At 39.7% G+C, this 18,049-nt stretch carries 18 protein-coding genes and 1 tRNA gene; 8 read left to right on the forward strand and 11 right to left on the reverse strand.

The window, feature by feature from the left end; translation table 11 throughout:
* Positions 1-165: 165 nt before the first annotated feature.
* From AC0KVP_RS04895 to map, 4 genes are all read right to left on the reverse strand, one after another.
* A complete protein-coding gene (locus AC0KVP_RS04895; RefSeq protein ID WP_004982541.1) occupies positions 166-300 on the reverse strand; it encodes a hypothetical protein in 135 nt (44 codons plus the stop codon).
* Positions 293-1,501: an MFS transporter gene (locus tag AC0KVP_RS04900; RefSeq protein ID WP_473339366.1), complete on the reverse strand. Its 1,209-nt coding sequence runs from the start codon at positions 1,499-1,501 to the stop codon at positions 293-295. The genes AC0KVP_RS04895 and AC0KVP_RS04900 overlap by 8 nt, the downstream gene beginning before the upstream one ends.
* Before the next feature lie 152 nt (positions 1,502-1,653).
* Positions 1,654-2,724: an OmpW/AlkL family protein gene (locus tag AC0KVP_RS04905; protein WP_473339369.1), complete on the reverse strand. Its 1,071-nt coding sequence runs from the start codon at positions 2,722-2,724 to the stop codon at positions 1,654-1,656.
* Between the two features lie 329 nt (positions 2,725-3,053).
* Complete coding sequence (map, locus tag AC0KVP_RS04910; protein ID WP_004695821.1) at positions 3,054-3,881, reverse strand: type I methionyl aminopeptidase; 828 nt, start codon at positions 3,879-3,881, stop codon at positions 3,054-3,056.
* Between the two features lie 207 nt (positions 3,882-4,088).
* Between map and rpsB the strand changes: the two genes are divergently transcribed.
* The 6 genes from rpsB (at position 4,089) to AC0KVP_RS04940 (ending at position 8,425) form a co-directional block, all read left to right on the forward strand.
* On the forward strand, positions 4,089-4,838 hold the full coding sequence (gene rpsB, locus AC0KVP_RS04915; protein WP_004982536.1) for a 30S ribosomal protein S2: 750 nt from the start codon (positions 4,089-4,091) through the stop codon (positions 4,836-4,838).
* 141 nt (positions 4,839-4,979) lie between these two features.
* Complete coding sequence (tsf, locus tag AC0KVP_RS04920; RefSeq protein WP_004695824.1) at positions 4,980-5,855, forward strand: translation elongation factor Ts; 876 nt, start codon at positions 4,980-4,982, stop codon at positions 5,853-5,855.
* An 82-nt stretch (positions 5,856-5,937) separates the two neighbouring features.
* Positions 5,938-6,432: a DUF3465 domain-containing protein gene (locus tag AC0KVP_RS04925; RefSeq protein WP_473339373.1), complete on the forward strand. Its 495-nt coding sequence runs from the start codon at positions 5,938-5,940 to the stop codon at positions 6,430-6,432.
* Between the two features lie 67 nt (positions 6,433-6,499).
* Positions 6,500-7,333: an AraC family transcriptional regulator gene (locus AC0KVP_RS04930; RefSeq protein ID WP_473339375.1), complete on the forward strand. Its 834-nt coding sequence runs from the start codon at positions 6,500-6,502 to the stop codon at positions 7,331-7,333.
* A gap of 138 nt (positions 7,334-7,471) precedes the next feature.
* Positions 7,472-8,104, forward strand: a complete 633-nt coding sequence (locus AC0KVP_RS04935) for an AzlC family ABC transporter permease (protein ID WP_473340423.1) — start codon at positions 7,472-7,474, stop codon at positions 8,102-8,104.
* A gap of 3 nt (positions 8,105-8,107) precedes the next feature.
* A complete protein-coding gene (locus tag AC0KVP_RS04940; RefSeq protein WP_473339376.1) occupies positions 8,108-8,425 on the forward strand; it encodes an AzlD domain-containing protein in 318 nt (105 codons plus the stop codon).
* A 635-nt stretch (positions 8,426-9,060) separates the two neighbouring features.
* Here AC0KVP_RS04940 and AC0KVP_RS04945 read toward each other — a convergent pair.
* The 6 genes from AC0KVP_RS04945 to AC0KVP_RS04970 all read right to left on the reverse strand — a co-directional run bounded on the left by AC0KVP_RS04945 (position 9,061) and on the right by AC0KVP_RS04970 (position 14,612).
* Entirely contained in the window at positions 9,061-9,669 is a 609-nt protein-coding gene (locus AC0KVP_RS04945) for a septal ring lytic transglycosylase RlpA family protein (protein ID WP_004695839.1), read from the reverse strand.
* Positions 9,670-9,956: 287 nt separating this feature from the next.
* On the reverse strand, positions 9,957-10,958 hold the full coding sequence (gene mltB, locus AC0KVP_RS04950; protein WP_348922552.1) for a lytic murein transglycosylase B: 1,002 nt from the start codon (positions 10,956-10,958) through the stop codon (positions 9,957-9,959).
* Between the two features lie 458 nt (positions 10,959-11,416).
* Positions 11,417-12,067, reverse strand: a complete 651-nt coding sequence (locus tag AC0KVP_RS04955; RefSeq protein ID WP_004695843.1) for a hypothetical protein — start codon at positions 12,065-12,067, stop codon at positions 11,417-11,419.
* 27 nt (positions 12,068-12,094) lie between these two features.
* The gene (gene queF, locus AC0KVP_RS04960) at positions 12,095-12,907 is read right to left on the reverse strand and encodes an NADPH-dependent 7-cyano-7-deazaguanine reductase QueF (RefSeq protein ID WP_473339378.1); all 813 of its coding nucleotides are present in this window, start codon (positions 12,905-12,907) and stop codon (positions 12,095-12,097) included.
* Entirely contained in the window at positions 12,907-13,680 is a 774-nt protein-coding gene (locus AC0KVP_RS04965) for an ABC transporter permease (RefSeq protein WP_004982514.1), read from the reverse strand. Before AC0KVP_RS04965 ends, queF begins: the two co-directional genes overlap by 1 nt.
* Positions 13,677-14,612 carry an ABC transporter ATP-binding protein gene (locus tag AC0KVP_RS04970; protein WP_473339381.1) on the reverse strand — a complete coding sequence of 312 codons (936 nt, stop codon included), beginning with the start codon at positions 14,610-14,612 and terminating at the stop codon, positions 13,677-13,679. Before AC0KVP_RS04970 ends, AC0KVP_RS04965 begins: the two co-directional genes overlap by 4 nt.
* A 178-nt stretch (positions 14,613-14,790) precedes the next feature.
* On the opposite strand from AC0KVP_RS04970, the gene AC0KVP_RS04975 reads away from it, so the two are divergent.
* Positions 14,791-14,866, forward strand: a tRNA-Arg gene (locus AC0KVP_RS04975).
* Positions 14,867-15,134: 268 nt separating this feature from the next.
* Here the strand turns inward: AC0KVP_RS04975 and AC0KVP_RS04980 are convergent.
* Positions 15,135-16,712, reverse strand: coding sequence for a sensor domain-containing diguanylate cyclase (locus AC0KVP_RS04980; protein WP_473339383.1), 1,578 nt, complete (start codon positions 16,710-16,712; stop codon positions 15,135-15,137).
* A gap of 290 nt (positions 16,713-17,002) precedes the next feature.
* Here AC0KVP_RS04980 and AC0KVP_RS04985 point away from each other — a divergent pair, with 290 nt between their 5' ends.
* Complete coding sequence (locus tag AC0KVP_RS04985; RefSeq protein ID WP_004994718.1) at positions 17,003-18,028, forward strand: IS30-like element ISAba125 family transposase; 1,026 nt, start codon at positions 17,003-17,005, stop codon at positions 18,026-18,028.
* Positions 18,029-18,049 lie beyond the last annotated feature (21 nt).

The raw sequence follows: 18,049 nt of genomic DNA on the forward strand, positions 1-18,049 counted from the left end.
TGATTATTTTCTCTAGATATAGGGTCTAGAGAAAATGTAATCAAAATATGTGTAATCTTAAAATTAAAAGAAGTTCTAAACTTATGAAAAAATTTAAAAAATACTAAGCTGATGATTATATTGCTTTTCTTTTATAATGAAATATTGAGCTCAAAATATGCAGATTTAATGTGCGCAAAATGCCTGATTAAAATACTCAAACAGGTCAGGCGTATTCAGCCAAAGGCTAATCGCCAGAGCAAACAACGCAATAATACTAATGCCGATACCGCATTTGAGCCATAAAAATGAATTAGTCATGGACAACCGCCTTTTCATCGACAAAGAAATGTACCAGTACGCCAAAAACACTCAGAATAATAGAGAACAGCCAAATCAAGTCATAATTACCTGTCACGTCATGGTTCACACCACCTAGCCATCCACCGAAAAATGAACCGACTTGATGAGTAAAGAACACGATGCCGCTCAGCATGCTCAGATATTTAATACCAAACATATTGGCCACAATACCGTTGGTCAAAGGCACTGTAGATAACCATAATAAACCCATCACTACACCAAAGCTATAGATGGTGAATGTGCTGAGCGGGAGCATCAAAAAGGCAATAATGGCAATGCCTCTGAGTCCATATAAGCCCATCAGTAACTTTGGTTTAGAATATTTCCCACCTAGCCAGCCCGCAGTGTAAGTACCAACGATATTAAATAAACCGACCAGTGCTAAGAAAACAGTTCCTGTGGTTGCATTAAAACCATGGTCAATCAAATAGCCAGGTAAATGGATACCTATAAAGACCACTTGAAAGCCACAGACCAAAAAACCAAGTGATAGGAACCAAAATGGTTTATGGTTTTTCGCAATGACTAAAATATCTTTAAAACTGAGCTGAACTTGATTGATTGACGCATTCAGTACAACAAAGGCCGGAGCTTTGAGCATCCAGGCCAGTGGAACAATCATCGCAATTAAAAGTGCACTAACGACCAACGCCGCAGACCAGCCAAAGTTTTGTAACAGCAGTAAGGTGGATGGCAGCATAATGAACTGCCCAAAAGAACCCGCTGCACTGGCAATACCCATAGCAAGGCTACGTTTTTCAGGCGGTGCAGCACGACCCACTGCAGATAATAATACAGAGAAAGAGGTGGCAGATAATGCTAGGCCCAAAATAAGACCGACACTTAAGTTGAGTAACCAACCCGTAGAGCTGATTGCCATGAGCAGCAAACCAATGGTATACAACACACCACCGACGGCAACCACGATTTTAGAGCCATATTTATCTGCTAATGCACCTGTAAAGGGTTGCGCAGCGCCCCAAATCAGGTTTTGCATCGCAATCGCTAGACTAAAAACATTATGTCCCCAGCCAAACTCATCACTCATAGGAACAAGGTAGAGTCCAAAGCCATGTCGGACACCCAGTGATAATGCCAGAATTATTGCACTTCCAATGAGCATATAAATCAGCGGTTTGGAAAAACGAGTTTCTGACATATTTCAACCAAAAAATGAGCTTAGAGTTCGCTATATTAAGTGAATTATTTGCTGAAAGCGATGATAAAAAATTGACTATTTGATCAATAAAAACAATGAATATTCATGAAAAAAGACGACTTGGTGTCGTCTTTTTGGTAGTTGTTTGAAGCTTAGAACCGGTAGCCCACCCCTGCATACGCCAGAATGGGGTTAATTTCAATGTCGGCTGTAGATTTGATTAGTTCACCGTGCGTAGCATCTTTGACGGTAATCGTGGTTTCATTTTTAAGATGAGCATAGGACACCGAGCCGACAGCAAACCATTTATCGTTAAAGTCATAGGTGAAACCGACAGTTGCAATAGGCGCGAAGGCATCGGTTGCTTCTAGCTTAACTTTGGGATTGGCTGAACTCTTTTTCCCTTCAAGTGATGCACCAGCATTTCCTTCTTTAATATTGGCAATCATATGACCTGCTGCAATCAAGTCTTTTTCAGTTTGTGGGTTAATTTCCAGCTCATTAAAGTAGGCATACATCATTCCAACACCGACATAGGGGCGGAATTTATTCACCCCTGTTTTACCAAAGTGATATTGGAACTCGAAAGCAGGTGTCCACGCACGTGCAGATGCCGCAGGGCCGTGTGCTTCCAAATCGGTAATGAAAATATCATTTTCAAGTTCTAAATTTCCTAAAGCTCCGCCCATAGGTGTTGCAGTTGCTGAAAAAGGCGCATAAATTTTTCCTTTACCTTGTAAATCGACTTTCGGTGGAATCCCTGCTTTCATTTCAAAAGAAATATTGTCGGTAAAAAAGTAATTGGTCATGATGCCCAATGTGGTGACATCATCGGCTTCTAAACCCGTACCTGGGTTGTCCCATTGACTGAGTCCACGGATTTCAGCAGTTCCACTTAGTGCTGAGGGGACATCAGCATTAATTAAAGCTAGCCCATCAAGAGTGGCCTTTAATAGAGGATTGACGCTACTTCCTGGCTTGATATTGTCGAGCACCGTTTGTGCTTCGATATCTCCAACTTTTGCAGTTTCACCTTCTTTAACCGATGTGTTAACTCGGAAAGGTTGAGCTTTACCTTGTGGCATGACATGTAAAGCACCTACCGATACAGAAAAGCGTTTAAATCCATCACCATCTTGTAGACTAAAATAAGGTGAATCTGCATGTGTGAGCATAGGTAAAGCAGCAATAGACGTTGCTACACAAAGCAATGTTTTTTTCATTCTGGGACTCCATGTCCAAATTAACTATTCGTTTTTATAGAGCGTATTATTAAGGTTGCTGCTACGATAAAGCTGTTGTTTTTAAAGGAGATGTGTTTTTGACATTTGTGAATGTCAAAACCTATTTTGTGTGATCGTGTTACTAGCTTGCAATCTTTGTTACAGATGAATGCATGTAATAGAAAGCTACTGCTGAATATTTTTTGATTCTAGCTGTTTGTAAAATAAAGAATAAATTTCACATCCAATATTTGCTTAGTCATAAAAAAGACCACCAGTAGGTGGTCTTTTTGACAGATGGCATCATATTTCATGCCAATGACAGCATTTTAAGACTGAAAGCGTGATAAATCTTCTTCAGGACGTGCAGTTAACACTTCAACCCCGTTTTTAGTGACTAATAATGTATGTTCATACTGTGCAGACAAGCTATGGTCTTTGGTCACTACCGTCCATTTATCCCCCAGTAATTTAGTTTTCCAATCACCACCATTGACCATTGGCTCAATGGTAAAGGTCATGCCTTCTTCTAAAATCATGCCTGAGTTTGGCTGACCATAGTGTAAGACTTGAGGTTCGTCATGGAACACAGTTCCAATACCGTGACCACAGTATTCACGTACGACACCAAAACGTTCCGATTCGACATATTGTTGAATGGCATGACCAATGTCGCCAATGGTTGAACCCGGCTTCACTGTTGCTATTCCACGGTACATCGCTTCTTGTGCCACTTTACATAAACGATTCGCGAGAATAGAAGTTTCGCCACCCACGATGTACATCATGTTGGTATCGCCGTGGAAACCATCTTTAATCACCGTCACATCAATATTTAAAATATCGCCTTTTTTCAACACTTTTGCATCTGAAGGAATGCCGTGACAGACCACATGGTTTACAGAAGTACAAATCACATGTTGGAAAGCAGGGCGACCCGGTGCTGCACCGTAACCTAAACATGCTGGAATCGCGTCTTGTTTATTGACAATATAATCGTGACAAATCGTATCTAACTCAAGTGTAGTCACACCTGGTTTAATATGTGGCTTGATCATATCCAAGACTTCAGCCGCCAGTCGTCCAGCCACACGCATCTTTTCGATGTCTTCAGCGCTTTTGATGAGTCGACGGGGTGCTTCGTAAGTACTGTTCATGATCTCTAAAAACTTTTGGAAATTTGTGTGTGACTATGGTATAAATAGCCGCCCATTTTATCAAATGCTTTTTCGTGAATAAATTTCACGGGCTTTGTGCGATGGGGCAATAAAATCCGCACATATATCGACACATTTCTCTGGGTGCCCGTTAGGGTGGAGGATGCGGATATATGGAGGCCTAACCCAAACTTTAAGGTAAAGAAAATGGCAGATTACAACGTAAGCATGCGCGACCTTCTTCAAGCAGGCGCACACTTCGGTCACCAAACACGTTTCTGGAACCCAAAGATGCGTCAATACATCTTTGGTGCGCGTAACAAAATTCACATCATCAACCTTGAGCACACTGTTCCTGCGTTAAATGATGCTTTGAACTTTGTTAACAACCTTGCTAGCAAAAAGAATAAAGTATTGTTTGTTGGTACGAAACGTGCTGCTTCTAACATCATCCGTGAACAAGCACAACGTGCTGGTCAACCATATGTTGATCACCGTTGGTTAGGTGGTATGTTGACGAACTGGAAAACACTTCGCCAATCTATCAACCGTCTTAAAGACCTTCAAACTCAATCTCAAGATGGTACTTTCGCTAAGCTTACTAAACGTGAAGCTTTAGAGCGTACTCGTGAGATGGAAAAACTTGAACGCGCTTTAGGCGGCGTTAAGAACATGGGTGGTTTACCTGACGCATTATTCGTAATCGACGTTGATCACGAAGCAATTGCAATTAAAGAAGCTAAAAACCTTGGTATTCCTGTAATCGGTATCGTTGATACAAACTCTAACCCAGACAACGTAGACTACGTTATTCCGGGTAATGACGATGCGATCCGTGCAGTTACTTTGTATGCTTCTGCTATGGCTGATGCGATTCTTGCTGGTAAAGAATATGCTCAATCACAAGCAAATGCACAAGCTAAAGTTGAAGAAGCTAAAGAAGCTCCTGAGGCTTAATGCGTTTGACGTAAGCTTGTCATTTTTGCGACATGTGATGGTGGCAAAGTAAGCGTCATGTATGCAGACGGCCCAAGAGACAGCTCTGGGCCGTTTCTGTTCTAAAAAGAATTCATTTTCTACCGTATTTAGGAGATTGACATGACTGCAGTTACAGCAAGCATGGTTAAAGAATTGCGCGATCGTACTGGTCTTGCAATGATGGAATGTAAAAAAGCATTAACAGAAGCGAATGGTGACATCGAATTAGCGATTGATAACCTTCGTAAATCTGGTCAAGCTAAAGCGGCTAAAAAAGCGGGTAACATTGCAGCTGATGGCGCAATCACTATCGCTCAAGACGGTAACAAAGCGCTTCTTTTAGAAGTAAACTGCCAAACTGACTTCGTTGCTAAAGACGAAAACTTTGCTGGTTTCTCTGCTCAAGTTGCTGCTGCTGCGTTAGCTGCTGGCGAAACTGATGCTGCTAAAATTGCTGAATTGAAACTTGAAGATGGTGCAACTGTAGAAGAAGCGCGTATTGCTCTTGTTCAAAAAATCGGTGAAAACATCCAAGTTCGTCGTGCTCAAATCATTGAAGGCGAAAACCTTGCAGTTTACAAACACGGTTTAAAAATCGGTGTTGTTGTATCTTACACAGGTGATGCAGCGACTGGTAAAGGTATTGCAATGCACGTTGCTGCATTCAACCCAGTTGCTATCTCTGCTGAAGGTGTATCTGCTGAACTTATCGCTAAAGAGAAAGAAATTGCTGAAGCTAAAGCAATCGAATCTGGTAAGCCTGCAAACATCGTTGAGAAAATGGTAACTGGTTCAGTTGAGAAATACTTGAACGAAGTTGCTCTTGATCGTCAAATGTACGTAATCGACAACGACAAGAAAGTTGCTGACGTTCTTAAAGCAACTGGTACTACAGTTGTTCAATTCGCTCGCTTTGAAGTGGGTGAAGGTATTGAGAAAAAAGCTGAACTTTCTTTCGCTGAAGAAGTTGCTGCTGCTCAAGCTGCTGCAAAATAATTGAAAAATTATTTTGAGTAAAAAAAGCCCCTTTGGGGCTTTTTTTATACAATAAATAAAAATAAAACGGGGAAGTAGATAAGTGGCCAACAAAACCAACCTGAGTATTGGTGCGGTGATCGTACTATTGATTGCTGTGTATTTCGGAATCGATCTTCAAGTAAAGCAATTACAAACATCGACACCATCAGTCGCGGTAGAACCCTCTACACAGACCAGTAAACCGCAAAATCAAGTGCTTGATGGCACAACAAAAATTGCCCAAGCGTTTCAAAGCCGGAAAAGTAATATTCAAGTTCAATCACAAGGGCGTGTTGTGGCTGTGCTTAAGGATGATAATGACGGTTCTCGTCATCAAAAATTTATTGTAGAACTCCCTAATGCAATGACGGTTTTGGTTGCACATAATATTGATTTGGCACCACGCATTGAGCGCTTACAAAAAGGCGATATCGTTGGTTTCAATGGTGAATACGAATATAGTGAAAAAGGCGGGGTGATCCACTGGACACATCACGATCCACAACAGCGCCATGAAGGTGGTTGGTTAAAACACCAGGGGAAAACCTATCAGTAGTAGAGCAATTTTGTTCTATACGTTTTGCTGAATCGCAGTATGCTGAGTGTTCAGGAGAGGCCAACTCATGCACGAAATCAGAACCAGTGAATTTGTAAATTACCATCATGTTCAAGAACTTGATGGTCTTGAAATGTTAAAAGCCTCCTATCAACATACGCAGTTTTCAAAACATACCCATGAAGGCTATTGTATTGGTTTAATTGATGAAGGTGCGCAGTCTTTTTTACGCACCGGAAATCAGCATATTGCACCGCAAGGCGACATTATTTTAGTGAATGCTGATGAGGTACATACGGGTTCTTCTGCTGTTGAAACTGGTTGGTGTTATCGGGCAATTTATCCGACTCCTGAAATGATCCAAGAGGTGAGTCAAGATTTTTTTCATGAAGCAGGTACTATGCCGTGGTTTCCGCAAGCTGTAGTTCATGATGAAGGATTAGCGGAACAATTGAATTTGCTGTTCGATTTGTTATTACAGCCGAAAAATACACTGTTTAAGCAGAGCTTATATATTTCAACTTTGGCTTATTTATTAAGCCGTTATAATCAATCTAAGAAAATATTAAAAGACTTACCCGAAGCGCAGCGTAAAGTGGTCTTGGTACAAGAACTACTTGCTGCGGAACCTGAAAGAGAGCATCAATTGGCCGAACTTGCCGCTGTCGTTGGGATGAGCCCATGGCATTTACTGCGTCAATTTAAAAAGTTTACTGGACTTCCACCTCATGCATGGTTGGTACAGTTTCGTTTACGTAAATCTTTATATTTACTCAAACAAGGCTGTGAGATTGCGACAGTCGCACAACTCTGTGGTTTCTCCGATCAAAGCCATTACACTCGTCATTTTAAAAAGTCTTTAGGCTGTACGCCTGCACAATATCTGGCACATAAAATTTAAAATAACAGCAATTTCATTCAAGAAAGCCATCTAAGCCATGCCGCATATTGACTCCAATGAATTGAAAAATGGAGTGCTGCTGTGCAGTTGCAATTGATCCAACAGAAAAGTTTAGGTTTTTTCCGTGGCGTGCAAGATATGTTGCCGCTTTCAGTCGCGGTTATTCCATGGGGAATATTGGCAGGCTCAGCAGCGATTAATGCGGGCCTAAGTGTCATACAAGCTGTAGGCATGTCGGCGTTAGTGTTTGCAGGTGCAGCACAATTAGTCAGTTTGAGCATGCTCATGACGGGTGCATCTTTACTGAGTATTCTGATCACCGTGTTTTTCCTAACCAGCCAGCACTTTATTTATGCACTGAGTCTAAGAGAAGAGGTGAAGCCTTGGTCACTCAAAAGAAGATTGAGCATCGGTTTTTTGCTGACCGATGAACTCTACGCTACCGCGATGCTGAAGGAAAAGCCGTCTTATGCCTATATGTTGGGTGCGGGATTCAGCTTTTATGTCAGTTGGGTGCTGTTTAGTTTAATGGGTATTTTGCTTGCAAATAAAGTACCTGATCTTTCGAATCTCCACTTAGAGTTTTCAATTGTGGTGGTTTTTTTAGTTATGGCAGTGATGCTGATTCAAAATAAAGCCGCAATTTATGGCGTGGTGTGTTCGTCGATCATGGTGCTGATTTTGAGTTGGTTAGAACTCGGATCAGCTATTTTGCTGGCTGGGTTTAGTGGGATGTGGGTTGCTGCGCTCTTTGATCAAGCAGAGGACTAAAACATGACCTGGTTATTTGTTCTGAGTTTGACCTGTGTGACCTTTTTTAATCGGTATTTATTTTTAGAGCCTAAAACTCAAATTCGCCTGCCTAAATTTGCGACACGCATGCTGAAATATGCGGCGCCTTGTCTGATGGTTTCGATTTGTTTGCCACTGGTTTTTTTTGAAGGTGAGCACTGGAAAGGGATACTTCAAAATAGTTATTTTTATGGGGCAATTTTTACGCTGTTCATCACTCTTTTGACGAGAAAATTATTACTCAGTATTTTGCTGAGTTTAGGATTTTTTTACAGTCTGAATCTGTTATTCGATTTCTAGCATTTCGTCAGCAAATAGGCCCATAAAATACCGAAAAAAGCATGAAAAAGTGTGAGAGCCCAATCTTTTTCATTGCTTTTAAATTTGTGTTGCTCTAAATGCTCACCATTTGCGATTTTTTCTATGTCTATCAAATTAGCGTAGCTTTGATTGGGGAACTAAAAAAGTTGAAAATAGAGCAAATGGGGCGGGTTTTGAGAACTTTGAAGAAATAAGAAGGTTTTCTTTTACATTTTGATCCATACAATTGACTCAATTATATAAAACAAGCAGGGCAATAGTGAATCTAATATCGCAAAAATGGCGCTTAATTTACTAGGTAATTCATAAAATCATTTTAATTTGAAGAATGGATAAAAACTACAATTTAGGGTGGGTAGAAGAACTGGTTTTGAACAGATAAAAATGAGCCAAGAAAACACTTAACTCAACTAGTCTTTCAATGTTGCAAAAAATTGTGAGCGCGATCATCTCAAAAAATCGGATCAATGGGATTTTTTCATCTTATTCAAGCTGAACATTTGGAAGGGGGCAAATGCTGGAGATGGATCTATTGGGTGTTATGTAAATATGAGGCATTAAAAAAGCCACATTACTGTGGCTTTGCTGTCAAATGCGTGTTGTAGGGACGAGTCTTAAGAGTTTGGTCCATCAATACGTTCAATGCTGACTTTCGCAGTACCTGCATTGGTAATACCCAGTTGCTTAGCAGCACCATAAGAAAGATCGAGTACACGGTTACCGTGGAATGGGCCGCGGTCATTTACTTTAACCACAACACTTTTACCATTGGTTTTATTCGTTACACGAATAAAGCAGTTTAGCGGCAAGCTACGGTGAGCTGCAGTTAATGCATTCATATCGAATGTTTCACCGCTTGCTGTTTTACGACCGTGGAACTGACGACCATACCAAGACGCCATGCCCGTTTGACTAAACTTACGTACTGTATTTGATGCAACAGTATTTAACTTTTCAATCACTGAAGGCTCTTCTTCAGGGATCTCAATTTTTGCAGCGATTGTTTCGCGACGAATTTTATCGCCTGAACGTTCAGTGATTGAAAGGCTATTTAAATTTGAGAAGTGTGAGTTGAAGCCTTGAGCATCTTTATTCAAGACACGCGCAGCTAGGCGAGAGTTATCGTTATCATTGGTAAATGATGACTGAACCATCTCTGCTTGCGATTGGCTCAGCGCGATGGTCGAGGCAATGGCCAGTATATATTTAAGTGAAGACTGCATTTATAAACTCCAAAAGACAATACTTTTTTCTTTAAACTAAGTGGTTGAAAGATAAAAAAACTTGCCTGTTAATTCACTTTTGCAACAACATTTGACGAAATGGATAATATTCATGCAGTCATAAGCATGTCTAGTGTTTAATTAAAATAATGATAAAAACTACATAAACCGAACATTTTTTGATTAAAAAATAATCAATATTGTAACAAGGTATGAAAAATGCCGAAATTTACATCATTTTTAAATATTTTTTTATTGACATCTCAAGCTTGAGTAAAAAGCTAGCCCTATCGGCTAGCAATTTCAGCCCCTAATTGCCACACTGCAGTCGCATACATACGGCTCTTGTTATAGGTTGTAATCACTTGAAAGTTAGGGTAAGTGATGTAATAACTTTGCCCATAATTTTCCTGTAGTTGGATCACATTCACCATATCTAAATCATCGATTTTGACAATCGGATTGGTCGGTTGAATGCCCTGATTTTTTAAAACGCCATAAGGTGTCGGTAAAGTTAAATCTTTGGCAATGACCGCTTCAGGATTCGAGCCACTATAGCGTGCTGCGAATCCAATTGGCTGATTACGTTGCCAGCCATGATTTGCTAAATAGTTGGCAATTGAACCAATCGCATCGACTGCTGAATTTCGTAAATCGACATGACCATTGCCGTCATAATCGACACCAAACTTTGGAATGTTGCTTGGCATAAATTGTGGGTAGCCCACAGCGCCTGCATACGAACCTACAACCGAGTTGGTTGGCACGCCATCTTTATAGCTCCATGCAATTAAAGCACTGAGTTCATCTTGGAAATATTGCTTACGACGTTCGTAACCAAAACCTAAAGTGGCTAAAGCATCACGGGTGACAAAATTACCTTTATTGCTCCCAAAGCCTGTTTCTACCCCTAAAATGCCGAGAATGACTGATTGCGGTACACCAAATTGTTGTTCGGCACGGTTTAAAGTATCTGCATATTGGGCTTTGAAACGGACACCTCGTTGAATGGTGCTCTCTGCCATAAAGTTGGTTTTATACTCGTACCACGGTTTACTTTCACCTGGGCGGTTCATAATGTTGATGATGTTGGGTACATTTTTAGAACCACTCATCGCCCAATCGACTTGCTCAGCAGATAGACCATAATTCTGCATGGTTTTTTGTTTAAAGCTGTAATAGTCAGGATGAGAAGCGAAATCGTTGGCTTGGCAAAAACTGGTGATCGACAAAGCGCCAATCAATAAAGGTAAACGTTTAACTTTGTTATAAAAGTTTAAATTTAACATAGAAGTCTAATTTCCAGAGTCGTTATTGGCAGTGGAGCAAAGCGAATAGGGTAAAGCCCATAGTTCGCATTTCTGTTATGTCGAAATTCTTGTGAACGGAGTCTAGCGTGAATAGGCTTTAAGATAACATTGTCTGTACTGAAGCGGGCAAATAGGTATACAAAAAAAGACAAACTCAGCCTATATAAAGGACAGATTATTCAAAATGGTGCTGATTTTCAGGCAGATTATTTGCGTGACTATATAAGTCAAGTTTTACTGACTGATATAAAAAGTCTTCCTTATATAGAGGCAATTAAAATTGTAGTGTTTAGGGTCTAGTGACAATGACAAAAAGGTCTAGCCTCAGCTTATATATGGACTTTATATAAAGAGCAAAAAATTACAGCTTAGAAACCAAAATGACCTTACACAAGTAGAGTCATTTTGATCTGAAAAGTCTCGAAGACTTTTAGTACTTAAGCATGAAATAAGGTGTCGTGATATTCAGCTAAAGCTAAAAGTTCATCTTTGGTTAAATTTGGGATGATTTTATTGGCAGCAATATGCACTGCTTTAATGACAGCTGCAGAACCGATATCGGCCGCTTTACGCTTAATCATGCCCAAATCGAGGGTTTTATTAAAGTCATTCATGAAGTGGCGTACAGTCGCTTCAGCAAACTGTTTATACAGTTCGGTTAACGCGGCTTTATCTACTTCATTGCCTGCTTTAATTTCAGCATAGTTATATTTGAGGCTGGTCACTAAGCTTGCATCTAACGCTTCACCCACACGGAACTGACCTTCAGCATCTTTAAACAAGCTTTTTTCAGAAAACTGAATCGATGCTTGAACCACATCATTCGATGATTTGCCTAAAAGCTGCTTCAACAAAACCGCAACTGTTGACTTAATATAGCCAGCCAGTTTCTCGGCTGTGTCACGTTTATCACTCGGTGGAAAACGGCGAACTAACTCAGTCAAAATGGCATCAATAATTTCATCATTGATGAGTAGTGCTGTTTTATCTCGAAGTGGATATAAAGGCTCACTTGAGTCTTTCTTCTGCTGAGCAGTTTGAATAGTCTGTAAAAGTTCAGTCGATGGAATAAAACCAAAAAATGGCATCGTGTATTAACCTCAATGTTCTTTATTTTATTGTCGCGCCAATCGAATTGGGCGGGGCATCCATGACACATCTGACACACGACAAGGGTTAATGTCTAAACCACCACGGCGTGTATAAGCTGCGTACACCATCAGCTTTTCAGGTTTCAAATTTTGCCAAATATCGGCAAATATTTGTTCCACACATTGTTCGTGAAAACCGTTGTGCTGACGATAAGAGATAATATAAGCCAGTATGCTGTTATAACAAGGCTTTTTACCTTTATATCGGATAAATACCGTGCCCCAATCAGGTTGTCCAGTGACTGGACAGTTACTTCTGAGTAAATGTGAGTAAATCTGTACTTCAACATCTTCCGCAGCGTCATCTAATGCCAACAGATGTGCATTGGGATGATTTTCCAATTGGGTCGGAGTCAGTTCATCTATACAGATACCTTCAGGTTGACTAATTTCCACATCATCGACATGAAAAAGATCAATATTCACATCTGCGCCAGCCGCCGCCGATAAATCCTGTTCAACCGTTGCTTTAAATGCAGCTTTAGACTCAAACTGAGTAAAGTTCATGCTATTAAAGTAAAGTTTTAATGACTTTGACTCAATGAGGTTGGGCGAGGTGGCAGGCAGACTGATGCGACCAATGGCAACTTGCGGAACACCATGGTGATTTAACCAAGAAATTTCAAAAACATGCCACCAGTCTTTACCTTGTTGAATACCTTCAACATGCGCATATTGCTCACGTGCTGTGGCACGGGCGATAGGAAAAAGAATATCGGGTTGATAAGTTGTAGGGTAATTGGTGTCTTTACCCAAAAGAGAATGTTCTACACTCATTATTCACGCATTCCTGAACCACGAGAAAGTAAATAGTAAGCAATGCCATAAAGCACTGCACAGCATATGGTCATAACAGATAGGGAGACGACGACGTTAACATCGCTATGACCTAAGATACCGAAACGAAAAGCATTGACCATATATACAATCGGATTGATCAACGATAAATTTTGCCAAAAAGGGCTGAGTGCTGAAATGGCATAAAATACGCCACCTAAATAAGTTAAAGGTGTCAGCACAAATGTTGGGATGATGGAGATGTCATCAAAAGATTTCGCATACACCGCATTGATAAAACCACCTAGTGAAAATAAGAACGAGGTGACCAAGACGGTGTAAATGGTAACAAACCAATTGGTAATATAAAGGTCAGTAAAAAATAAACTCATGGCTGTCACAATGATACCGACCAAGACCCCACGACAGACACCGCCTAAGACAAAGCCCCATAAAATGGCATGCAAAGGTACAGGACTCATGATCAGCTCTTCAATACTTTTTTGAAATTTGGCACTAAAAAAGCTCGAAGAAACGTTAGCATAACTGTTGGTAATCACCGCCATCATAATCAGTCCAGGCACGATGAACTGCATATAGCTAAAACCACCCATCTCACCAATACGAGAACCGACCAAATTACCAAAAATCACAAAGTACAAACTCATGGTAATGGCAGGTGGAAGTAAAGTTTGCGGCCAGATGCGCATAAAGCGGCGAATTTCTTTATGCACCAAAGTATATAAAGCTACGCTAAGTTGATTTAAGTTCATGGCGTAGTTCCTTCGAGATTTTTTTCGACCATCTTCACAAACAGTTCTTCTAAACGGTTAGATTTGTTCCGCATACTACGAACTTGGATTCCTTGCGCTTCGAGTAATTGAAATAAGTCATTGAGAGTATGTGCTCTATCCAGAGTCACTTCTAAAGTCACGGCATCGACTAAATGGAAACGAACCCCAATGATGTCGATATGAATCGGTTCAATCGGCGCGGCCAAATCAAAAATAAAGGTTTCCTCATTGAGTTGATTGAGGAAATTTTTCATGCTGGTGTCTTCTTTAATGACACCACGGTCAATAATGGCAATTCGACGACACAGCATTTCCGCTTCTTCTAAATAGTGTGTGGTTAAAATGATCGATGTGCCTTTATTGTTCATTTCTGTGAGGAAGTCCCACATCGAACGACGTAGCTCAATATCAACCCCTGCTGTGGGTTCATCTAAAATAAGTAGTTTCGGTTCATGCATCATGGCACGGGCAATCATCAGGCGACGTTTCATACCACCTGAAAGCATACGGGCTTGAACACCGCGTTTTTCCCATAAGCCGAGTTTTTCTAAATATTCTTCGGCTCGAACTTCCGCAATTTTTTTAGGAATACCATAATAGCCTGCTTGTGTGACTAAAATATCGAAGGTTTTTTCAAACTGACCGAAGTTAAACTCTTGAGGTACAACCCCTAAGCACTGTTTGGCTTGAGAGGGGTGCGTATCGAGATTATGTTCAAAGATTTCGACAGTGCCTGAGGTTTTCTTGGTCAATGAGCTGATAATACCAATCGTTGTAGATTTGCCTGCACCATTTGGTCCAAGAAGGGCATAGAACTCGCCTTCAGGAACAGTTAAATCGATGCCTTTTAAAGCCTGAAACCCATTTTTATAGGTTTTGGACAAATCTCTTAACGTCAATGCATCAGTCATGAAATTCTCGAATGATTAATAGTGGCACTATTGTGAGCGATTATGCCTAATAAACCAAGTAATCTACTCGCAATTCTGTGTTGCAGATATGGAACATTGTATAAAGCATAAGCAGGAAAATCACTCTAAGCTATATAGATGCTTTACCTTGTGATTTTTTTTGATATGATGTGCTCGCGCGCTCATAGCTCAACTGGATAGAGTACAGGTCTCCGAAGCCTGTGGCGTGGGTTCGAGTCCCGCTGAGCGCACCATTTTCTTGTTTTATCCTTTTTGGCGTTATCCAAAATATATTAAAAATACAGTTTTAAGCTCTATTTCTCTTTCATTTCGTTCGAAGCTACCTTCGTTGTATTTCCTGCAACAATTTAAAAAATAAATTCAGTACAGAAAAAGCTAAAGATATTCATCGAAATATAATAGTCGTGGAAAATAGAATGTAGAAACAGCTTATTTTTTTGAAAAGCTTATCCTTTTGATGATTGTAATTTCAATATGAAGTTGATTCTTAATGAAATTTTTTCAGTCCGATGATGTCGAACGGATACAATTTCGACCATCATTCTTGGCTTGATAGAGTTTTTGATCCGCCTGTTTAATCACTTCTTGGATATTTTCTGAGTCTTGAGGCCAAGAGGCGATACCAATTGAAACCGTGATCGTTCCAATTGGGTCAATGTAGCTTTGTGCTACTGTTTTACGAAGTCGTTCAGCTGCTATATAGGCAATCTTTGGATCTTCGTGCACCACAAAGACAATAAATTCTTCTCCACCGACACGGCAGCAAACATCATGTTGACGAAAGTTACTTTTCATATGAGAAGCCAACTTTTTCAACACGTGATCACCTTGATCATGCCCATAGCTATCATTAACCGCTTTAAAGTGATCGATGTCCAATGTCAGTACCGAAAAAGGTGTATTGGTTGCTTCTAATTCATTTAAAAACAGTTTCATACCGCGGCGGTTATAAAGTCCTGTCAGCGGATCGGTGTTCACGTGTTGTTTAAGTTCTGCAATTTCATCTTTAAAATGTTTGGAGCTAAGCAAGAGAGCGGTGCGAAAGCGTAAAGCCTCAAAATACCAAGGATCGATGTTTTTAATGTCTTGATCAATATTTGGGCGAGTTAACATGCTGGCCATTTGTGCAAGCTTATTGAGTGGAGACGAAATCCAGTAAGAAAGCTTCCATACAAAAATGAACAAAAGCAAATAGAAGCCGAGCATAGCCAGTGTTACTTTAACGATGATCGAGTTGGCTTGGCTTAATAATTCTAAGGTCGGTTGTTGTGACACCACAATCCAATTCACGCTTGGAATTGCCGCAAATCCTGCTAGGTTTTCGATCCCTTTGCTATTGACCAGTGCAATCTTGCCTGTGGGGTGGGAGGTAATATATTGCATTCCGGTATTATTTTTTAATGAATCTCCAAGGCGGGTTTTATCTGGATGGAAGATGATCTTATTTTTATTATCAACAACATAAGTATAGCTTTTCTTATAAGAATATGTGGTGGCTAACAGTTCACTCACCAAGTTTTCTTTATTTAAATAAATCGAACCCGTCACGATACCGAGGAATTCATTTTTACGATTAAAAATAGGCTGGGCAATCAGCACAATTAAATTGTTTGACAAGCCTTTGTATGGAGAGGAAATATAAGTTTTCTTGAGTCTTAATGCTTCGGTAATACCTGGAGTTTTATATTGTTTTTCTTGATTAACTTGTAAGGTTTCTGGTGAGTACTCCAAAATAAAAGCATTTTTATCGATAATCGTGATTGAGTTAAATTTTTGTGATTGACCTTTAAGACGTGTAACTTCAGCTTTTAAAACCTGTTGATTTGAGAAATCTTGACCAACAATTTGAGCACTATAGCGTAGCTCACTCAACATACTTTCAAAATATTTATCGGTACTAAATGCAATTTTTGAGGCATAGCGCTGATTGGCGGCTAAAGAGTTTTCAGTTAACTGCTCTTTGATGACATAGTTCAGCACAAAAATTGAAACTAAAAATAAGCTTGAGACACAGCCAATAATTAAAATCAAAATAAGTTTTTGTAAATCTAAGCTATAAAAAACAGATTTTTTGATCACTCATGCCCCCAAGACAAGAACAGATTTTTTAAAGTTTTGTTGTGACGCCTGTAGAAGCTCAATTCTCATGATTGAAATCAATCTGGGTGAAAATTGCTTGAATTTGCTTACTGGTATTTTTCTAAGTATAGAGAAACTTCATATTAATATATATGTAGTTTTTCTATAAAAAGTACATTAGTTTTCATTAAGATAATATGAATAGCACACAATAGCGCATAATTAATCAAAAGCACGGCAGAGTAAAACTTGAAGTGCGACATAAACCACCTAATTAATTTAAAGGGTTTATGGAGTATATAAAATTGTCATACCATCATCTTAACTTTGAAGATCGTACTGCATTAATGCTTGAGTCAAGAAAAGAAGGCTTTTCAGCCAGAAAATTTGCTGAACTCATTAAAAGACATCCTAGTACGATCTATCGTGAGCTTAAAAGAAATAGCATCAATGACGTTTATCAAGCTCGATATGCTTCTGATAACACCTTCGCTAGACGTAGACGTGGTCACAGAAAACTCAAAATCGATTCAATCCTCTGGAAATTTATTGTTGAAGCGATCCGTTGTTTATGGTCTCCTCAGCAAATAGCAAAGCGTTTAAAGACATTTCCTGATTTGGATCAAACAATGAATGTAAGCCATACAACGATTTATTCAACGATACGAGCATTACCAAAGGGTGAGTTGAAAAAAGACTTATTATCCTGTCTGCGTCATGAAAATAAAAAGCGAAAAGCTAACGGTGAACCTAAAAAAGATTCTATATTACAGGATATTAAAACTATTCATGAGCGCCCAGCCGAAGTTCAAGAAAGAAAAATACCGGGTCATTGGGAAGCTGATTTAATTAAAGGTAAAGACAATAAAAGTTCGATAGCAACACTTATTGAACGAAATACACGGCTCTGTATCTTGGCAACATTACCTGATGCAAAGGCAGAATCAGTGCGCAAGGCTTTAACTGAAGCTCTGAAATATTTACCTGCAGAACTGCGTAAAACGTTGACCTATGACCGTGGACGCGAGATGTCAGAACATAAAATACTCGAAGAAGATTTAGGCATAGATGTATATTTCTGTGACCCACATTCACCTTGGCAAAAAGGCACATGCGAAAATATGAATGGTTTAATTAGGCAATATTTACCTAAAGGGATTGATTTAAATCAGGCAGATCAGCATTATTTAAATCAAGTTGCCATGTCACTGAATACTCGTCCTAGAAAGGCGTTAGATTGGCTTACACCATTAGAGAAATTTGCTCAGCTTGTTGATTATCATATGGCTTTTGAAACTGTCGCACCTCATGTTTGAATTCGCCCACTATTAAAGTTT

The sequence above is a fragment of the Acinetobacter sp. DL27 genome (genome assembly GCF_055810995.1).